Source organism: Paenibacillus sp. 23TSA30-6 (assembly GCF_014858585.1).
GTDB lineage: Bacteria > Bacillota > Bacilli > Paenibacillales > Paenibacillaceae > Paenibacillus.
Genome location: NZ_SLTL01000001.1, coordinates 211,698 through 230,831 on the forward strand (window position 1 = coordinate 211,698; position 19,134 = coordinate 230,831).

Consider the following 19,134-nt stretch of genomic DNA (forward strand, 5'->3'; position numbering starts at 1 on the left):
GGGTGAACACTATTGAAAGCTGAGGAAGCCAAACCACAAGCTAAGGCTAAATCAGCCGTTATCCTGCCCAACCAAAATTTGAGTGTGGGCGGTACACGTACTAAGCCGTCCCTGCTGCCATTCGCCACACTACGGCAGATGGCTAAGGTCCCGGCCATAGCAGCTATCATCAATACGCGGCTTAATCAGGTAGCCCGTTTTGCACGCCGCCCCCGGTTTGATGGGGATTTAGGGTTTCGAATCGGCCTGAAGAACCCCCAGCAGACCATGAGTAAGGCAGCGCAGGCAAGGGCCTTCGAGTTGGAAGAATTCTTTTTGCGTACTGGTAGCTGGGACAACCCGCAGCGAAAGGACAACTTTAATAGTTTCCTTCGTAAAATCACGAGGGATACACTTACGCTGGATGCAATGGCATGGGAGAACGTATTTACGCGGGCTGGAAACATTACAGACCTGTTTGCGGTGGATGCTGCCACTATAGAGCTGTTGCCAAACGCCCCAACGTCAGAAATATTTCTGCCAGCCCCATATATGCCCGTTACAGCTCAGGGATACCTTGAGCCTATTGCCTATGTGCAGCGAGTGGATGGACGGATAACGGCTGAATATACACGCCATGAGCTGTCGTATGGTATCCGTAATCCGCGTACCGATGTGGAATATTCCGACTTCGGTATGTCAGAGCTGGAAACGCTGGTGGAGATCGTTACAGGGATAATGAACGGTGTCCGGTACAATACAACTTATTTCTCTTACAATTCCTTGCCGCAAGGTGTGCTTGAGGTCATTGGTAAGTATGAGGAAGAGGATATTGAAGCGTTTACCCGTCACTGGAAAACACTCACAGATGGAGCACAAGGAAAATGGGCTGTTCCGGTAATGGGAATGGAAGAGGGGAGCGGCTTCAAGTTCACCCCATTTAAGAGTAGTAACCAGGACATGCAGTTTAATGAGTTCCTGGAATTCCTGTTCAACCTTGCGGCGGCAGTCTATCAGATTGACCCCAACGAAGTCGGTTTTAAAAGCTGGACCAGTAGCACCAGCATGAGCCAAAGTGACAACACGGCTGAAAAAATGGACTCCAGTAAGGATAAAGGGTTTATCCCGCTCATGTATTTCTTATCAGATTCATTGAATACGAATGTTCTGGACGTTATCGCCCCTGAATTCGCTTTATACTGGGCGGGGCTGGACGATGAGAGCGAGGACCGAAAAGCGGAGCGATTGAAGAATGACATTGACTCCGGTGTGCTGACCATTGCGGAGGTACGTAAACAAAGGGGGCTTGAAGTTCCCCCCGATGCTAAGTGGATGCACGCCCCTGCCAATGCTGTACTTATACAGGCGTATATGGCAGAGCACCAAGCGGCTACTGAGGAAGATTCGCCGGATAATCCGAAAAAGGATGATGAAGAGGAACCGTTACAAAAATCCTTTGAGTTGGATATAACGTGGGAGGGGTATTGATGGCTAAGCTAAAAATTAATCTACCCCCCGCCCTACGTTCTTTCAGGCTGGAGGATAAGCGGCTGGTAATGGAAACATTATCCAAGGCTCTTGAGCTACCATCCCACCGGGAAAGTGGCGGACGTAGCATGTGGGAGCGGTCAGATGATCCGTTGATTGCTCAATTGGAGGATGATTTTTATTCGGAGCTGGACGCGGAGACGCAGGAGGCTATTGCGGAGATTGTTGTACTGTTGGGATTGCCAGTAGACGATATTCAGAAGTCGAGAGATGGCAAGAATGCCATAATCGAATGGATCAAGAGGCTACGGAGCAAACGCGGCCTATTCAAACGGGTTATAGAGCGCGGTAAAGACTCCTTTGCGGTCATTCGGAAGATTGACGACACTATTCGTTCCAAGTTTAAGAATCTGGACAAGCTGGCTGAAAAGTATATTGTCCGAGCTGCTTTACTTGGCAGGCTCCGTATAGAGGCAGAGAAAGCCAATTTGGTCCTTACTGCTGCGATCATTAGCAAGCTGCCGGATACGATCAAGGCGGCTCGTAAGGACCCGTTTCCGTTTGAGTTGTGGAATGGTGAAGGCGAGGGGCAGGAAGAATTTATTTCACTCTCTCCGCTGGAGATCCGCAGCATGGAACATTCTGTGCTTCACACGGCTGAGAAGATTACGCAGATATCAGACAAACACCGGGCCGGAGTCAAGGAACTGGTAATACAGAGTCAAAAGGAGCGCTGGGGAGCGAACAAGCTATCTCAGGCGCTCTTTGACGTATATGGGGATCAGAATAGGGATTGGCGGCGCGTGGCGATCACAGAGCTTGCCATGAGTACAAATGATGCTTTTTTGGCGGGCTGTCAGGAAGGCGATATTGTTCAGGTCGCTACTGTTCCCGGTACATGCAAGCACTGTCAACGGCTGCTGGAGGGCAAGACATTTATCGTCTCCCACAAAGCGGCTAACGGTGATACCCATATATGGCCCGGCAAGAGCAATAAGGGCCGAATAACAGCCAGTTGGTGGCCCTGTGTACCGCTTCATCCCCATTGTCGGCATAGATGGTTCAGAGTACCGGGAAGAAACCGGAGGGAGGTGATTAAGCGATGATACCGACAGTAGGGCGCATGGTTCATTATTTTTATTGCAGACAAAAGGATAACAAGACTGTAATTGCACCAGCCGCAGCGACAGTTACGGATGTGGTTGACGATACAACGGTTCATTTGTGTGTTACCTATCCGAACAGTATGGTTTTTGTCGAAAACGTTCAACAAGGTCAGTCTATCGGGCAATGGGACTGGCCCCAGCGAGTCTGAGAAAGGAGTGATTTGTCTTGGAGGAAATTAAAGACACTTTCCGCCTATTTGTGCCTTTGGAAAAGTCGATAGAAATGGATGCCAACGGTGATTACATCATTCAGGGTGTTATTTCTTCTGACGACACAGACGCACAGGCAGATAGTATCTCTCCAGACGGCATGGATACATCCTATTTTCTCGAAAAGGGATGGATCAAGTGGGAACACGGTAATAGCCCGGATCAATTTATAGGCGAGCCGGAAGCTGTGCATGTCGGGAGATTCAATCATCCCACGCTTAATAAATCGGTTAATGGAGTGTTCATCAAGGGCCGTTTATATGCGAACCGGGAAATGTCATTAAAGGCCGTTGTTGCTATTGAGGATTTGCAGAAGTCCCACAGCACGCGGCGTGTCGGCTGGAGCATTGAGGGCGGTGTAGTCGAACGTGATCGACTGACAGGGAAAGTTATAAAGTCTGTACTGCGAAACGTTGTGCTGACGATGAACCCAATTAACACCATGACGTATGCGGAATTAGTTAAATCTTTTAACAATATTAAGGAGGATGGCGAGATTATGGGAGACAATCAAATTGAAGTTAGCGCTCAATTGGGAGGGCTGGAAAAATCATTCACACACATGATTAAGCAGCAAACGGAGGTAAATGACCTAGTTAAATCCATGTCTACTAAGTTGGATGCATTGAGTGCAGAGAATGAAGAATTGCGTAAGTCGCTGAACGTGCCTCAAGGCCGTAAAAGTGTGACTGGTCAGCGTGATTTAAATACCATCAAACGTCCCGATGGCAAGGAAATGAACAGAACAGAAGTGTTGGAAGTGCTGGAGAAGTCCTTTGAAACTGGTGAACTCGCGGGCAGCGAGGTAGTTCGCTTTGAAACAGGTACACCGCTTCAAGCGCTTAACTTGCCGTCCACCGTTAAAGAAAAACTCGGGCTGTAATTCAGCCTTTAGAATTGGAGGATAATGACTATGGAATTGGATAATCTGCAAGATGGCTTGGGTCAAATGTCTGTTGGTGACCTGGAGCAATTAACAAAAGCACTGGGGAGTGGTGTAGACGGTCCGGCATATGGAGACGGTTCTTTTGCCGATATGTCCGCCCTGCGTCCGCAATCGCTTGAATCTACTCTTAAAGTCGTAACGGCCAAAGAGGAAAACTTGGTGTTCTGGCGCTCTATCAACAAATCAAAGGCTAATGGCCTTGTAGAAGAATTTAACGTCATGGACAGCTACGGACAGGACGTTGATCCGTATATGGTAGAGGGCGGAGTGCCTACCGAAACGGATAGTAACTACATCCGTCAAACCGGATTTGTTAAGTTCTTCGGTACACTTCGGAGAATTACACTACAGGCCATGCTTACTCAGACGGTTGGTGTGGGGGATATTAAAACTCGTGAGACGATGAACGGAACAATGACTGTACTCCAACAAATGGAGCGTGCTTTGTACTTCGGAGATAGCTCCAAGAACCCTTTAGCAATGGATGGATTGTTGGCACTTGTTAAAAAGTATGTCATTGGCAAGCCTTACGCGTCTCAGCATATCATCGACCTTAAAGGTGGATTGATTACCGAAAATGTTCTTGAGGATGCAGCAACGATTATCGCGGATAACTGGGGTAGTCGTAGACTTGATTTGCATATCTCGAATCAGGTACACAAGGACTTCTCTAAATTGTTTACTGGTCCTACTGGTCGCCAACGGATCGTGAATCCGGGTGAAGATATTATGATGGGGCAGCCTATCCGTGGTTACGCGGCTAACTCAGCGAATATCACATTCCTGAATAACGTATTTTTGAAACCGGAGGGCGCACCAAAACAAAAATCACAAAAGGATGCTCCGGCTATCCCGGTACTGGATTCCGCCAAAGGTGTGGCTGATACTAATTCTACTGTGCCAGCAGGAACATATTACTATTTCATTAGCGCTAAAGGCAGAAAGGGCGAATCTGCCCCAGTACCAACGACAGCCATTGCGATTACTGACAAACAACGGGTTGAAATTACTATTCAACGGGTGGACTCTGGCGATGCGGATTTGAAAGCCAACAGCTACAAAGTTTATCGCGGGTACTCCAGTAATCCAGCTCAAGCATTATTCATGACTGAGGTTGCGGATAGCGGCAGCGATACAACACAGGTCATTGTGGACAATGGCGCTGATATTCCGGGTACAGAACATGCTTTCCTAATTGATAATGACGGAGAGAATGTTCTGCGCTTCAAACAGTTTGCCCCACTCATGAATTTGGCAATGGGTCGTGTCGATACATCCGACCGTTTCATGATTCTACTTTTCGGGATGTTGCAAGTCTACAACCCGCGCCGAATTGTGGTATTCAAGAACGTTGGCAAGATCGGAGAAAACAGCAATAGAGAACTGTTTGGTCCTTCCTACGACCAGCAAAGCTTTGGTACGATCAAGCCAGTATACCGTTAAAAGAGAGGGCGACCCCCTCTCTTTTCTTTTGGTCACTAAATTGATCAGGAAAATTTTCCTGAGCGAAGGAGATACGGCATGAAAATCAAAAAAACAAGTGGTGAACTGCCTGCTGAGGTGGTTGTGCTGGACCAGACAGTCCAATTTGATGATAAGGGACAGGCTGAGGTGGAGGACGGGATCGGGGAGGTACTTCTTCAAATTCCCGGCTACGAGGAATATAAGGAGAAGCCGAAAAAGGACCCTATTCCAAAAGACGACAGCAAGGGCAAGAAGGATGACACCAGTGTCAAACAGGCCCCACCACTAGATGATCAAGGGGCGGGTACGGCGACTCCACCTGAAAGTAAGGAATAACCATGGCGATCATTCCTTATTATGAAACCCGTGAGAACCCGGATACTGGAGAGATAACCTATAGCTCTCCAGTAGGATTGCCCACGCCTGAAGAGGTGCGGAAACGATGGTGTTATGGTCTTACGCTTGCTGACAAGTTCGGTCAGCCGATGGATGATCGGGATATACTGGGCTTCCTGATGGCAGCTGTTAAGGACACGGAGCGGCAATTAGGTATCTTTTTGAAGCCTACTGTTATCCGTTGCAATGCAGAAGCGCGGGGGTTGGAGCAAGGTGTCGATTACGAGGTCGAGGAACCAGCCTATGACTATGATGTACAGCGCTGGCGTAATTTTGGCTTTATACAGCTCCGGCAGCGCTTTGCTTCCAAGATCGAGGCGTTCCGGCTGGTTACCTATGGCGGGCAAATAAATATTGACTTCATGGAGCACCAGGACTGGATTAAGTTGTATAAAAAGTCCTCTCAACTGCATGTGGTCACCAAGGGCGGGGGTGTGCCTGTGCTTGCTGGATATCCGGCAGGCTACAGCGCAGCCCCATTCGCTATTGGCTTGTTGTCTCAGACGCCACAGGTGTTCCATATCGACTATACGGCTGGTTTGACCAAAGAGCAGCTAACGGAGGATATCCGGGCCGTAATCGGTAAGCAGGCGGCGGTAGCTGTTCTGGGCGTTGCTAGTGATGCGGTAATGGCTGGTGTCTCAGGGTACTCGCTTACGTTGGATGGCGTGGCAGAGTCATTTACATCAACGGCATCTACCATTTATGGCAAGTACGCAGCGCACATCACGCAGCTAAAGCAGGAGGTAAATGACTTCTTTAGCCCGGCAGGGGGCGGCGCACGTACCAAAATGCGCGGCTTTACGATGGGGGGAATTTAATTGGTTGATATCCGGTTAAATGCAACTGAATTTGAGAATATGATCGCAAGGCAAGGCCGGGACGTGATGTGGCAGGAAGCCGTTCGGTGCTCTTGTTTTAATTTTGGTAGCGGGAACCCGATGTATGGCTGTCCTTTCTGCGGAGGAACAGGGTATGTATATGAACCATCCGTAATATGCCGGGGGTTGGTTCAGAGTGTCACAACGTCCAAGGACTACCTTGCTTATGCAGGGATGTTTGAAGTTGGTGATGCCCTCATGAGCGTACCCGCCAACATGTTTAAGCGTACCGAGACGGGCGGGTTTGATCTTTCTGAGAGGGAGCCTGTTCCTATGTTTAATATCGGTACTGGGGATGTCGTCACTTTAATTGACGATGAAGTAAAATCTTCCGAGTTACTGATTAGAGGTATGGAAGTAAACCAACGTCCTCCTGACACGTTACTGAATCCCAAGGTAACAAAGGTATTATCTATTCGTCGTCATGATCTAGACGCCGCCACAGTCACCCCGTACCTTGCTGGAGAGGATTACAAGGTTGAGGGAGCAACTATCCAATGGATAGGCAACCAGCCGCCAGAGGGAGCACAGTACAGCGTAATGTACATGCATCGTCCGGTGTACACGGTGTATGCCGTACTTCCACGGCCCCGGCATCAAAACGGGCAGGACCTACCGCGTGCAGTTGTACTCCGGTACTATCCGGGGGGTGTCCTCCGTGAACATGCTGTCAATTCAGGCTGAGTTACCCGCGCTCGATGATATTATTAAGCGTTTATCCACCGGGCACCGACTACCCTTTACACGGGCTGCCGTCCAGGCTGCTACCACGGAGCTCATACAGGCCACATGGATTCAATATGCATCCGGTGCGCAAGTAAGCTTCAGCGGCGGGAATTTTCGTGTCGGTGTTCAGACTGGCGATTATGTTCGTAGTATTCAGGATGGCGTGCGTTTTCCCGACGACTTGACCGGGGAAGTCTTCACGACTTCTGCCCACGGCGCAAGCATAGAGTCGGGGCAGGATGCAAGGGATATGAAACCGTCTCTACTAGCATCCCCGAAAGCCAAGACCGGGGCAAATGGTAAGAAATATATCACGGTCCCGTTTCGTCATGGTACGCCAGGAGCTGCGACAATGCCTGCCATGCCCAAGTCCATATACACACAAGCCCGGAGCCTTAGCTTTAGCCGGGTTCTTTCCCCTTTGCCCACACGTACCTATAGCTGGGGCGGGCGGATAAAAGAGGACGACACGGGCAAGCGCAGCCACGTCGGGGAGCATCCGGGCGCAGGATATACCTGGAAGGCTGGTAAGTATCAGGGGCTTGTCAAGATGGGCCAACCAGGACATACGCAGTATCTTACGTTTCGGCGGCTGTCGGAAAACTCCAGTAAAAAGAGCTGGATGCGTCCGGCCATCAAGCCTAAACCGATCCGGCAGGCGGTTATTGAAAATACGCGGGATCAGGTGCAGGACATTATTGTACAGGGCTTTCAACAAGATCTGGCCGCTATGGGCTTGGGAGGCGATTAGTTAAGTGGAGTTCAGTAGCGTTGATGTTAAAGAGGAATTACTTCAATTCCTGAAAAAAGGATTCAAAGATAGTGCTGTTCGGATGAATGTATTCAAGGCCGATCCGCAAACAGAGACAGAATTACCGTGTGTGGGCATTAACCGGGTATCTGATAGCGAGGCAGCTCACATTTTGGGTGACTTCGGCGGTGAGGACTTCGATAGGGAGAATTTAGAGCTTTCGGAGATCCATAGCACGCATTTTCAGGAATCAATGGAAGTGCGTATTTGGCATACCAATGCAGACGAGCGAGAGCGGGCCTATAGGATATTAAAGGCTCTGCTTATGCTATTCCGTCCGGTGTCTGTGCAAAAGGGTTTACTGAGTTTTAGCATGGAGGCGGGCAAGGATGAAAGCGACTTTACCGGGCAAGTAGCCCCGTTCCCTGTTTATTGGGCCAGTATCGTTATTACGTATCTCAACCCACTAGATGTTCAAACGTCCGAGCATGTGGAGGCGATCAGTGGATTTACATCAAGGGGAGGTGTAAGCATTGGCGGATGAAGAGAAGAAAAACGAGCAAGGCGCACCAATTCCGGCCCCAGCTCCCAAGACGGAGCCTGTCAAAAAGACGGAGCCTGTTCCTACGTCGGTAACACTAGATGATTATTTATCCCGTGTGTCCGTGCATATGGGGCTGGTAGCGAGCTTTCGTTATGAGGCCCGCAGCAAGCCAGAATTGCTGAAAGACAAGACGGACGAGCAATGGGTGAAAGCCTTTCAGCAACAGTCCGAGACACGATATGAATAGGAGGTAAACGATGGGTATTGATATTTCTTTCGGTGGGGCTAACATCAAACAGCCGGGCTCTTATTCCACTGTAGATTCAACTGGAATGATTCCCGTCACATTGGGATCTAATAAAGTTTTGGCTGTAATCGGTGTTGCTCCTTCCGGAAATAAACTGCCTGATGGAAGAGCATCGTATTTTAACGATCCGAAGATTGCGGCAGCCGCCACGGGTGAAGGTGAAATGTTGGAGGTAATGAGGGTGGCTTGGCGGCACGGGGCGGATCTTATTGCTGTTGTACCCGTTAAAATCACGATTCCTGCAATCGCTCCGACAGACGAACAGTGGCAGGAAGCGATTGACCTATTGCAGACAGAGGATGTGACTGGTTTTATCCCGCTTACGACTCAAGCTGCAATTTGGGCGAAAGTGGATACACATATTACATTCATGTCCAGTACAAAAAATCGGATGCGCCGTCGAGCGTTTTACGGCCACAAGCCTGGAGCGACGATTGCAGAGATTAAAGATTTGGCTATAGGCATTCCGACAGAGCGGGGTTTACTTGTTACGCCTTGCCCGCTTGTCGCTGACAATGACGGTAACAAGGTAGCTAAGCCGGGGTATTATATGGCGGCTGCTGTAGCGGGTAGATGGGCAGGACAACCTTCGCAATTACCTGTTACGTACAAGCTTGTCAAGTTTGACGGATTGGAAAAAGTGTATATCGGTCTGGAGATCGAAGAATTGTTGGAGGCCCACATTTGCCCTGTCAAACAGGTAAAGAATGTGGGCTTTCGCATTGTTCAGGGCATCACTCTTTCACCGTCCGAGGATCTGACCAAAAGCGAGTTATCTGTTTCAACCCTGAGTGATGATATGTCACTGGCTATTGAAACGTATTTTGAAAACAAATATGTAGGACAAGCAGGGAAAAAAGGGATCGAGGTAACAATTTACAACGATCTTGTATCGCTTATTCAAGAGTTTCAAAAAAATGGATGGATTAGCGGATTTGTGCCGGAATCTATCAAGGTTACTCGAAATGGTACGGCTTTTTGGCTGGAATGGGAAGGTAAACCAACGCTACCGATTAACAACTTCCTGATAACTTCACACTTCACTCTGTAATTAAGAAAGGGGGAATAAACTTTGAGTATTGTAAAAGACCAACCAGCTCATGCCGGGCATACGATACGCCTTAAAATCGGTGGGATCGAAGTCGGCCGGGGGCAACGGCTCAGTGGTAACCGTTCTTTCGGGACGGAAAACCAGTATGAAATCGGCTCTATTATGCCACAAGAGTCCGTTCCATTGAAGGTAGACGGGACTATCAGTTTGGAGAAATATCGTATCCGCAAAAAGTCTTTAGCTGAACTTGGGCTGTCTTCATACGGCGCGGGCATTTTGAATATGAACGTAATTGACATTGAGGTAACAGACAAGTACACGGGCGATATTGTTATCGTATATCGAAGCTGCACATTGTCTGAATCGTCTGAAGACTTCAGCGCAAACGCAATGTCTGGTGAAAATGCAACATGGAAGTATCTTTCTGCCGACTACGGTACGCCGGAAACTGAATAATTCTTAATCAGGCCCTTTCATTTGAGAGGGCTTTTTATATTCCAAATTTAAAGGAGACGATCATTAATGGCTGAATATACAGAGGAACAAAAAGCCGCTGCTCTGGCGGCGGTTGAAACTGCTCAGAAGGTGCAAGCTGGTGGAGAACTGAAAGAAGCGGAAACCTTGGACTTTACTTCTGATGAGGGAAAGCACTATACAGGCGTGCTTGTATTTAAAAAACTCACCATGGCTGACATCCTGAAAGCAGGAGCTATTAAGTCGGAGATTTTGCGGGAAGCTGGTGTACAGGAGATACAACTGGTAGACAACGATGTACTGTTTATGGCCCATGTCATTTCCTTTCTTGAAGTCGCCTTGGAGAAACGTCCTGAGTGCCTTTTGAAGCTCAAAGAAATTACAGAGGCAGAATTGCTATTCCACGTTTATAGCAAATATAAGGCATGGGAGGGAACGTTTCGCAAGGACTTTCGAAACGCACCTAAAGACAATAGCGAGGCTACCACAGGAAAGGAAACTGTGGATACTCCGTAAATACGTATATGGCGGTGTTCCGCCTACCGATCCGAGAATCCTTGCCATGACACCTGAGCAAATAGACTTAGAATTTGAACATATGGAAAACGATCGGAAGGCTAGGGACGGTAAGGGAGAGGAATATGACGATCCGGAATTTGACGATTGGGCAAATGAAACGGAGGAAACGGACGGTAAACTGTCATATGACTATACGGTTTCTAAAACTCCTGCTGAAATCCCGGATGATGATTGGGAAGACGTCGAACCATAGAAAGGAGGGAGTATTTTGGCAGCAGAACAAACCATACGAGTATCCGCTAAGGGTGAGTTTGGACAACTACAGCGTGGACTAAAGCAGCTCCAACAGGATTTAAAGGGTGTTGCTGGCGTAGTGGACAAAGGAGCCGGAAAAGGCGGTTTTTTCGATGAAAAACAGCTCCGGGCCTTGGATATATATAAAAGCCGTTTCAGCCAAACCATGAAGGAACTTGACGCTGAATTTCGTAAGCAAAATAATGTGGTCGAATCTCTTTATTCCAAGCTTCAAAACGCACAGCGTTCCGAACGCGAGGAAATAAAGAAGACCATCCAACAGCGTGAGCGCCAATTGGACGTAATTCGCAAAGAGCTGATGATTACCGAACGTTTGTACAATCAGCGTTCCAAAGAGGCTGGCGGTTATCGCACTGTGCCTGTAAATGGCGGTGGTTCGCAATCTTCGGGTGGTGGTCTGGATTCCGATAGCATAAATAATAAGCTGAATGATGGTGTTTTTGGAAAGTTTCTCAAAGGAGCTGCGGGCCGCGCTCTGACCGCTGGTAAGATGGGGCTTGGTCTTGCAGGTATAGGTGGGATAGGGGCTATCGTTTCCCAAGCTTATAGCCTTGCGTATGCCCGCCAAGTCGGTTCGCTTGATCTTGCACAGCGTATTCGTGGACAAGCGGGTTGGAATGGATCTGCAACTGACATGTGGGACCGTTCATCCGCTGTTGGCCGTTCTGACCGTATGGGATACAGCGCAGCAGAAACTTGGGGTTTCTTGGACCAGTACAGCCGAACCGCTGGTAACATAAACACCGACCAGCAAAAAGGACTTCTTAAATTTGGCCGTGCTTATGGCTTGGACATTTCCGAAGTAGCTGGTCTGACTGGTACCAACCGGGCGGCTGGTGGTATGCAGTCTCCAAAAGGTTTTGCGGACGCAATAGCTGGTAGCGTTGCGAAGTCAGGTATGACCCCACGTATTGTGGAAGTTATGGAAACCAACAATGCCCTTTTGCAGCAAATGAGCACCACATTAAAAGATGGCAGCTCCAAGCAGATTTTGGCCTATCAAACTACATTAGATCGGATAGGTACAGAGCAAGGCATGGCGCAGCTAACGGGTGCTCAGGGTGGTAACCTTATCGGCGGGCTTGGCGGAATATTCCAACCTGGCAACGACAACTGGAAGTGGATGGGGGTACAGGCTCTACGGGAGTATAACCCGAAAAAATATGGCAACATGGACCTCTTTGGGCTGGAAGAGTCGTTTGAAGACGGTCTGATGAATGCTGATAATGTTCCGGCTATGGCTAAGTATGTTAAATCGCAAACGGGTGGCAACGAAAAGCTTACCAAGCGTATTATGCAGCGCTGGCTTACAGATGGCGGCTTCGCTGCGACCAAACGAGAAGCGTCTGAATTCTATGATTCTACGAAGGGTCTTTCTGTTTTCAGTCCTGACCAGCTCAAGGCTCTGGAGAACGGCAGTATTGATTCTGGATCTAAGTATGATGCCGAGCGTAAAGGAGCTAAAGGACAGGGGTTCCTTGATACTGACGCACAATATCAGAACAGCCTTACGGGTCTTGGTGATGAATTTGTCGGGATTGTAAGCAATCTTAAAAAAGGTGTTGGCGGTTTCGTAACCGAGTTCGTTGAAGATTTAAACAAAATCGAAAATGCTGTTAAAGTTGCAGGCGATGGTTTAAGCGAAGCAGTCAAAAAAGCGATGGAGTCCTTGGGTGTTCCTTCGGATACATCCGAAAGTATTAGCAATTTTGTTGGTAATGTTCCCGGTATTGTAGCGGACAATCCTGCTGAAACGTTTTTAGGGGCTGTGCTTGGTTGGAAAGGTTTTAAAAAAGCAAAAGAACTACTGAGCAAGTCTTCTGGCGGCACTGTTGCTGATGTGGGTGAAGAAGTAATAAAAGACGCGACTTCCAGCACAGGTGGCAAGGTTTTGAGTGGTGTCAGTAAAGGGATCAAAACAGGCTCCAAGGTTGGAGGGGGCGCTCTTCTTGCTACCGATATTTTTAATATTTTTACGGAACACATTGAAGATAAGAATAGAGCACGTAGACTTTTTGAGATTTATGAAGGTATAGAGGAAAATAATGCTTCACCTCTTACAAAAGGGACCCCGTTGTTCGGACAGGGCGGAGAAATTAAAGCAGATACCCGTTCATGGTGGCAAAAAAATGTGTCTGATCCGACTACATCCAAGATGAATTCATGGAAAGATTATATTGAATACTTTGGTAATGGGGCAGGAGATAGTGATATCGGGCGTATGCCTGATCAAGTAACTCGCAATGTCGAGGATATGTCCACAATCGGCCAAAACAAATTCAGGCAAATGGATCGGACGACCAGTGACATGGCCGCTGATGCTGCGACAAAATACATGTCTATGGAACGCAACAGCAGCAGCCTATTAGACAAGACGGTATGGATTTTCAGGAACATGTTGTACACCGTGCAAAATGGCACAGCGGACATGTTGGCCGAATTCCAGAGCTTACGAAGTTCGATGGCTGCCAGTATGGGCGGTAATGGCGTAACAGCCATGGGTAACGGGTTCAGCCTTTCAAGCAAAATAACGACTATGAGCGGGATCAGCGCCGAACAGCTTAATAAAAAGTTGGGCGGCGCGTTGGCTGGAAAAGGCGCTCAATTTGTGCAGGCCGGGCTGCAATTCGGAATTGATCCGGCTGCATTGGCGGCTATCAGTATGCACGAAACAGGTAACGGCACATCCGCCGCCGCGAAAAATCGCCATAATGTGGGCGGTATGATGGGGTCACACGGATTGATGAATTTTTCATCAATTGACGACGGAATTACAGCAATGGCGCGTAATCTCAAAGTCAATTATGCCGATCAAGGAATTGATACGATAGAGGGCGTTCAGCGTAAATATGCCCCTATAGGCGTGAAGAACGACCCTGACAATAAAAATAATTACTGGTCTTCCGGTGTCGTAAAATTCATGAACGACCTTACTGGGGGCATTTCAACCGGATCAGGTAGTGGATTCTTTAATAACTGGCAAGGTCGTATCACCAGTAAATTTGGAGAGCAAGAAGGCTTTCGCAAGAAAGCTCACGGTGGTTTGGACATAAAGGGTGCGCAAGGAGATCAGCTTCAGGCGCTTACGGGCGGAACGGTCTCATTTGTGAAAATGGATGATGGAGGTCCGCTAGATTCGGATGGTAAGAAAAATACCCGAGGTGGCGGAACGGAAGTCGGCATAAAAATGTCTGATGGCAGTACCTACTTTTATAGTCATTTGTCCGCTGTTAACCCCGGATTGAGGACCGGGCAGACGGTAAACACAGGAGATTTTATTGGGAATGTTGGTGGTACACCTGGAGTGGCAGGTAGTGGGAGCAGCACGACCGGCAGCCACTTACACCTGGGCTATATGAATAGTTCAGGTAAGTTAATGAACCCAGTGGACTTATTGAATTCTTTAGGGGCTGGAGACAGTGATATTGGGAATATGCCTGCTGCGTCTAGTTCGAGGGAGATCCGTCACAAGTCTGAAATCACCGTAAATCTGAATGTGAGTGGAGAAGGAGCCAAGACGCTGAATGCTTCCACCCAAAGCCAGCTTGAAAAACTGGTGAAACGTATTATGGCAGAGCAGGAGAGACAGCGACTCCGCATGTCTCCAGTAAAGGCAGGGTATTGACATGATCGAACGCTATGATTGGGCGCCAGTTGGCGGCGTGGAGGGTAAACGGTACGTCCCTATCATCCGGGTTAGTTTCCACACAGATAAAACCTGCTACCAGCTCAAAGGTAGTTTGACTGAGGATACAGGCCAAGACCCCACCAGCCAGGTGCTTTCTGTGACTACACAAAAGACGCTGGATGCTCCAGCCGGGACCATGAATATCGTACTGGCAGGGGATAAATGGTTTCGCTCTCAGCTCATTATGCCTAATGACCTTGTGGTTGTGCAGATGGGCTATAAGACAGTTAAGGGCGAGGAACTATCTACGGTCATGGTTGGCTTGGTAGATCGAGTTCGCCGGACCCGCAGCGTGGACAATGGCATGACAACATCCGTTCAGGCGCGGGACTTCGGTAAGGTGCTTATCAAATCCAACATTAAATTTTATCCCGAGATATCTGGCGGTACCGATAAGTTTTTCCTGACTGAAAATGGTTGGTTGGCGATGGCTAAATACTTTCAATCAGAAAGCATTGCTAAAGGTAGCCCCGCTGTCATTTTAGATGTCATTATGCGTTTCATTCTGCCTAAGCTGAACAGTGTAAAATGGACTGTTTGGGATGAAAAAAAGGCAGAGCCGGTTGCAAAGAAAGTTGATGTTACCAATATACTCAGGTATAACTTTGCAGCGGTCCCGGTATTCCTTCCGCAATTTTTTACACTGGACCGTTATGAAGGTTCCTTATGGAATCTGATGGAACGAACATCCACAAAGCCCTTCACGGAGTTATTTGTCGATGTTCGTGAGCCACTAGAAGCGTGGAATCCGGGCGGGAAGCCGCGAGTGGTTAACGAAACTATTGAGCAGTCCAGCGATCAAACAAAGGCCAAGTATCCTAAGGGAGAGGGCTACTACCCGTTCCCGCGCTTCCCGTTTGGCAAAGACAACAGCGTAGTGTCCGTATTTTTACGAAATACACCATTCAGCAAGGATGCCTGGGACAAGTTGGCCGTTCATGAAGTGATTGCAGCGGACGTAATTGATGAAGATTTATCTTACGCAGACGACGAGCATTACAACCTATTCTGGGCCGGGACTACGATCAATCCGTTTGGATTTGACTTAAAACGGGTAGCTCCCCCAGTCATGAACAAGACTGCCGTCGAACGATATGGCCTTTCACCATTGGAGGTTGAGATCGAGGGATTGGCTATAGATCCGAGCAAGCCGGAGGACACTACGAAGCTGGAGCAGATGAGCAAAGCATACACGGCCAAGCTGAAGGAGTGGTTTGAAAACAATCACAAATTCCTGAACGGCTCCATGACTGTACGTGGTAAAGGCAGCTATAAAATAGGGCAAAAATTACAAGCGCCTGGGATTATGAAAGAGTTTTACATCGAATCCGTAACGCAGACCTTCAACGTTTTTGACGGCTGGACTACCAGCTTGCAGCTAACCCGTGGCCGGGACTATAAGCCACAAACAGCGGCTAAAACCTCCAGCGCGGCAACAGTAGCGGCGAACGCAGCAGCCGGGAAAAAATCTGCTTCTGCAAAAACCACAGCTGAGGTAAAAGCTGATTATTATACCGTCAAGCGGGGTGACAGTCTATGGAGTATCGCCGCCAAGGTATACGGCAAAGGCGATGACTGGACCAAACTGTGGGAAGCCAATAAGGACATGCTTATTAAACGGGATGACCGTAACGCTTCTCAACATGGGAAATACATTTATGTTGGTCAGATTCTTAAATTGCTGGGAGGAAAATGACATGAAGGATCAGAGCGCCTTGGGGGGCAAGTCAGTTAATCGACTTCCAGAGTTTAATTCCACCCGGCTTGCCCACGTGACCAGCACCAAGAACTACGAGAAATATGGTCGTATTGAGGTTGTTTTTTTGGACTACAGCCAGCCCGTTCCTGTGTGGGTGATCGGAGGTATTGACCGGGAGCCAGTGGAAGGGGATACGGTAATTGTCGGGTATTTGGACAACCGCAAAGACACTCCCTATTTGGCCGGATTTTTGCGAAACAGCAGCTACGGAACCAACTTTATTACCGTTAAGCGGGATTTGATAAAGCTTCAACTGCCCGTTTATGAAATAGGAGTAAAGGACGGTATAGCCGATAAGGATGTTCAGGGGCATTTGCTGAATGAAAGTAAACAACAGCAGCGTGCCTATGTGGAGCTGACCCCTGAACACGCTTTGTTGAGCTATCCCACCGATAAAGATGGAGAATTACCACCCGTCACTGTAAAAATCACGTCCGGCGGAGCAGAAATATCTTGTCCAGTTCCAGACGAAGCGCCAGCCTATATCCATTTATCTGCCGGAGGATTTGAGTTCTTCCACCCAACGGGCAAGGCGATATTCAAACTACCGAAAGGGGATATAGCAGTAGAGAAAGGATGATTGTAATGGCACTGGTCAAGGATTCAACCCACGATCAGAAAAAGTTTTATCGAATGACTTTCGAACTGCGCAAGACGCTGCCAAGCGGTGATACTGGTTCCATCACTTTGCATACTCTCCTGGTTAACCCCTCCGATTTTACGCAGGATGAACCAGGGCGAGGCAACATCGTGCAGACGCTTGGCGGGGCATATGTGCCTGACTTTGGTTTGGGGCTTCCTACGGTAACTTTGTCCGGCACAACCGGATACAGTAAGCGGACATCTGCGGAAAACAAAGAATTGGACGGATACGAGGAATTTATAAGCTTTAGGGCCGATATACACCGAAAATTCTTGCAGGCCAACGATCCGCAGCATTCGTTGTTCTGGTACAACTGGGAGGACAACGAGTATTACGAGATCCACCCGCAAAACTTTAGGCTCCAGCGGAGCAAGTCGGAGCCGTTGTTGTACCGCTATGAGTTTCGCTTTACTTGCTTGTGGAGGCTGACTAAGACACGAAGAGAAGCTTCCGCAGATTATCTAAAGCGCAATCCTTCCACAGCGGCTATGGCCGGGCGCTTGTCCTCCAGCGTGTCCAATATCGGTGAGCTGCTTCATAAGCTCACGAAAGGGGGATGATTTAATGCTGGAGCCGATTTATTTGCCTGAGGAAGAAATTAGTTTTGTAAATTACCCGGTGCTCAGAGAGGAACAGCAAAACGTGGAAGATATTTCTGCTTACGCTTTACGGGTGTACGGGGCTCTGACAGATTACAACGAGGCCGCCTATGATCGAGTGGATGTGAATACCGCCGAACTGGAACAGTACATTACCAAGTCCCGTGATACTTGTAGTCGTCTGGCCGCCGCTGCAAATGTACCGTTTGATCTGCTGTTGGAGTTGCGCACCATCCTTTCGATGTTTTACAACATGCGGACATTGGCGGCTTCCAGCGATAATGTTGTAGGTACGCCAACAGCTACGGATACGGAGGATGATGGGCTATGATCGTTGAACATGTGCTGAATGACGCTGATACGATACAAGGTCTGTCCGTGCTGTACAATGTCCCTTGGCAGGATATTGCGGATTATAACAATTTGGAATACCCGTATACCATGACGAGCCGTGAGGCGTATTACACGCTGTATGCAAGCGGGTATTTGCTGATAAGGCGGCAGGCGGTGTCATTGCCACTTACGCTGTATGCTGGCTCGTTGTTTAAAACGGACGTGGACTCTCAGGGCGTGCAGAAAGTTTATGAGCTGGTGGAAGATACGACCCTTGCTGCGGGTGCGGCAGAGGGTTATTTTTATGTCCGCAGTCGGTTGCCGGGGAGTTTTGGGAACACCATTGCAAACAGTATTGTTTTGCCCAACTCTGAACCCGGTTCTTTGTCCGTTACGAACCCGGAACCTTTCACCAACGGAAAAGACGCGAAGGTATGTCTTACCGGGCAGATTGTTTATATAAACAACGGTACCGAACTAGCGACCACGCCCAGCGCGGAACCGTTTGGGGGAACCGATCTGAAAATGACTCCAGATGGAGACTTATCCGATGACGGAGCAGGAGACTGGGAGGTTGTAACGGGGATAGACAATATAAAGCAGGCCGTAAGCCATAGGCTGGTTACCCGGCGTGGAAGTCTCACGCAGCACCCGACCTACGGGAGCCGCTTGCATGAGTTTATTGGGTTGGCTCAAGCTCCATACATTCGCCAACTTGTCGAGCTGGATATCCACGAGACGCTTGCTTACGAGGACCGTATAGACGGAGTGACAGTGGATAATGTCGTGATACAGCAAACTTCATACTACGTCTACCTCACCATAACTGTAGCAGGCAGACAGGAAAGCGTAGAGCTGACGGTTACTCAGGCGGGGGTTATCGCTGCATAGGAAG

The 19,134-nt window shown here is 48.6% G+C and carries 21 protein-coding genes; all 21 read left to right on the forward strand.

Annotation, left to right across the window (positions count from 1 at the left end; all coding sequences use genetic code 11):
• The first annotated feature begins 12 nt into the window (after positions 1-12).
• The 21 genes from E0698_RS01095 (at position 13) to E0698_RS26470 (ending at position 19,130) form a co-directional block, all read left to right on the forward strand.
• Positions 13-1,467: a phage portal protein gene (locus tag E0698_RS01095; protein WP_192510318.1), complete on the forward strand. Its 1,455-nt coding sequence runs from the start codon at positions 13-15 to the stop codon at positions 1,465-1,467.
• Entirely contained in the window at positions 1,467-2,573 is a 1,107-nt protein-coding gene (locus E0698_RS01100) for a hypothetical protein (RefSeq protein WP_192510319.1), read from the forward strand. Before E0698_RS01095 ends, E0698_RS01100 begins: the two co-directional genes overlap by 1 nt.
• Positions 2,570-2,782, forward strand: coding sequence for a hypothetical protein (locus E0698_RS01105; protein WP_192510320.1), 213 nt, complete (start codon positions 2,570-2,572; stop codon positions 2,780-2,782). The genes E0698_RS01100 and E0698_RS01105 overlap by 4 nt, the downstream gene beginning before the upstream one ends.
• A gap of 17 nt (positions 2,783-2,799) precedes the next feature.
• On the forward strand, positions 2,800-3,726 hold the full coding sequence (locus E0698_RS01110; RefSeq protein WP_192510321.1) for a hypothetical protein: 927 nt from the start codon (positions 2,800-2,802) through the stop codon (positions 3,724-3,726).
• 30 nt (positions 3,727-3,756) lie between these two features.
• Complete coding sequence (locus E0698_RS01115) at positions 3,757-5,232, forward strand: hypothetical protein (RefSeq protein ID WP_192510322.1); 1,476 nt, start codon at positions 3,757-3,759, stop codon at positions 5,230-5,232.
• A 78-nt stretch (positions 5,233-5,310) separates the two neighbouring features.
• Positions 5,311-5,589, forward strand: coding sequence for a hypothetical protein (locus E0698_RS01120; protein WP_192510323.1), 279 nt, complete (start codon positions 5,311-5,313; stop codon positions 5,587-5,589).
• A gap of 2 nt (positions 5,590-5,591) precedes the next feature.
• On the forward strand, positions 5,592-6,470 hold the full coding sequence (locus tag E0698_RS01125; protein WP_192510324.1) for a hypothetical protein: 879 nt from the start codon (positions 5,592-5,594) through the stop codon (positions 6,468-6,470).
• On the forward strand, positions 6,471-7,214 hold the full coding sequence (locus E0698_RS01130; protein ID WP_192510325.1) for a hypothetical protein: 744 nt from the start codon (positions 6,471-6,473) through the stop codon (positions 7,212-7,214).
• On the forward strand, positions 7,189-8,007 hold the full coding sequence (locus E0698_RS01135; RefSeq protein ID WP_192510326.1) for a hypothetical protein: 819 nt from the start codon (positions 7,189-7,191) through the stop codon (positions 8,005-8,007). Before E0698_RS01130 ends, E0698_RS01135 begins: the two co-directional genes overlap by 26 nt.
• Before the next feature lie 4 nt (positions 8,008-8,011).
• Entirely contained in the window at positions 8,012-8,551 is a 540-nt protein-coding gene (locus E0698_RS01140; RefSeq protein ID WP_192510327.1) for a hypothetical protein, read from the forward strand.
• Positions 8,541-8,798 (forward strand): hypothetical protein, encoded by a 258-nt coding sequence (locus E0698_RS01145; protein ID WP_192510328.1) that lies wholly within the window; start codon positions 8,541-8,543, stop codon positions 8,796-8,798. Before E0698_RS01140 ends, E0698_RS01145 begins: the two co-directional genes overlap by 11 nt.
• A 10-nt stretch (positions 8,799-8,808) precedes the next feature.
• On the forward strand, positions 8,809-9,909 hold the full coding sequence (locus E0698_RS01150; RefSeq protein ID WP_192510329.1) for a hypothetical protein: 1,101 nt from the start codon (positions 8,809-8,811) through the stop codon (positions 9,907-9,909).
• 21 nt (positions 9,910-9,930) lie between these two features.
• Positions 9,931-10,365, forward strand: a complete 435-nt coding sequence (locus E0698_RS01155; protein ID WP_192510330.1) for a hypothetical protein — start codon at positions 9,931-9,933, stop codon at positions 10,363-10,365.
• 66 nt (positions 10,366-10,431) lie between these two features.
• Positions 10,432-10,899 (forward strand): hypothetical protein, encoded by a 468-nt coding sequence (locus E0698_RS01160; protein WP_192510331.1) that lies wholly within the window; start codon positions 10,432-10,434, stop codon positions 10,897-10,899.
• A 46-nt stretch (positions 10,900-10,945) separates the two neighbouring features.
• A complete protein-coding gene (locus E0698_RS01165) occupies positions 10,946-11,155 on the forward strand; it encodes a hypothetical protein (protein WP_192510332.1) in 210 nt (69 codons plus the stop codon).
• Between the two features lie 15 nt (positions 11,156-11,170).
• Entirely contained in the window at positions 11,171-14,842 is a 3,672-nt protein-coding gene (locus E0698_RS01170) for a peptidoglycan DD-metalloendopeptidase family protein (protein WP_192510333.1), read from the forward strand.
• Between the two features lies 1 nt (position 14,843).
• The gene (locus E0698_RS26525; RefSeq protein ID WP_238353813.1) at positions 14,844-16,601 is read left to right on the forward strand and encodes a LysM peptidoglycan-binding domain-containing protein; all 1,758 of its coding nucleotides are present in this window, start codon (positions 14,844-14,846) and stop codon (positions 16,599-16,601) included.
• 1 nt (position 16,602) lies between these two features.
• On the forward strand, positions 16,603-17,244 hold the full coding sequence (locus E0698_RS01180) for a hypothetical protein (protein ID WP_192510334.1): 642 nt from the start codon (positions 16,603-16,605) through the stop codon (positions 17,242-17,244).
• Positions 17,245-17,249: 5 nt separating this feature from the next.
• Positions 17,250-17,867, forward strand: a complete 618-nt coding sequence (locus E0698_RS01185; protein WP_192510335.1) for a hypothetical protein — start codon at positions 17,250-17,252, stop codon at positions 17,865-17,867.
• Positions 17,868-17,871: 4 nt separating this feature from the next.
• Positions 17,872-18,237: a hypothetical protein gene (locus E0698_RS01190; protein ID WP_192510336.1), complete on the forward strand. Its 366-nt coding sequence runs from the start codon at positions 17,872-17,874 to the stop codon at positions 18,235-18,237.
• The gene (locus E0698_RS26470; RefSeq protein ID WP_202894708.1) at positions 18,234-19,130 is read left to right on the forward strand and encodes a GPW/gp25 family protein; all 897 of its coding nucleotides are present in this window, start codon (positions 18,234-18,236) and stop codon (positions 19,128-19,130) included. The genes E0698_RS01190 and E0698_RS26470 overlap by 4 nt, the downstream gene beginning before the upstream one ends.
• Positions 19,131-19,134 lie beyond the last annotated feature (4 nt).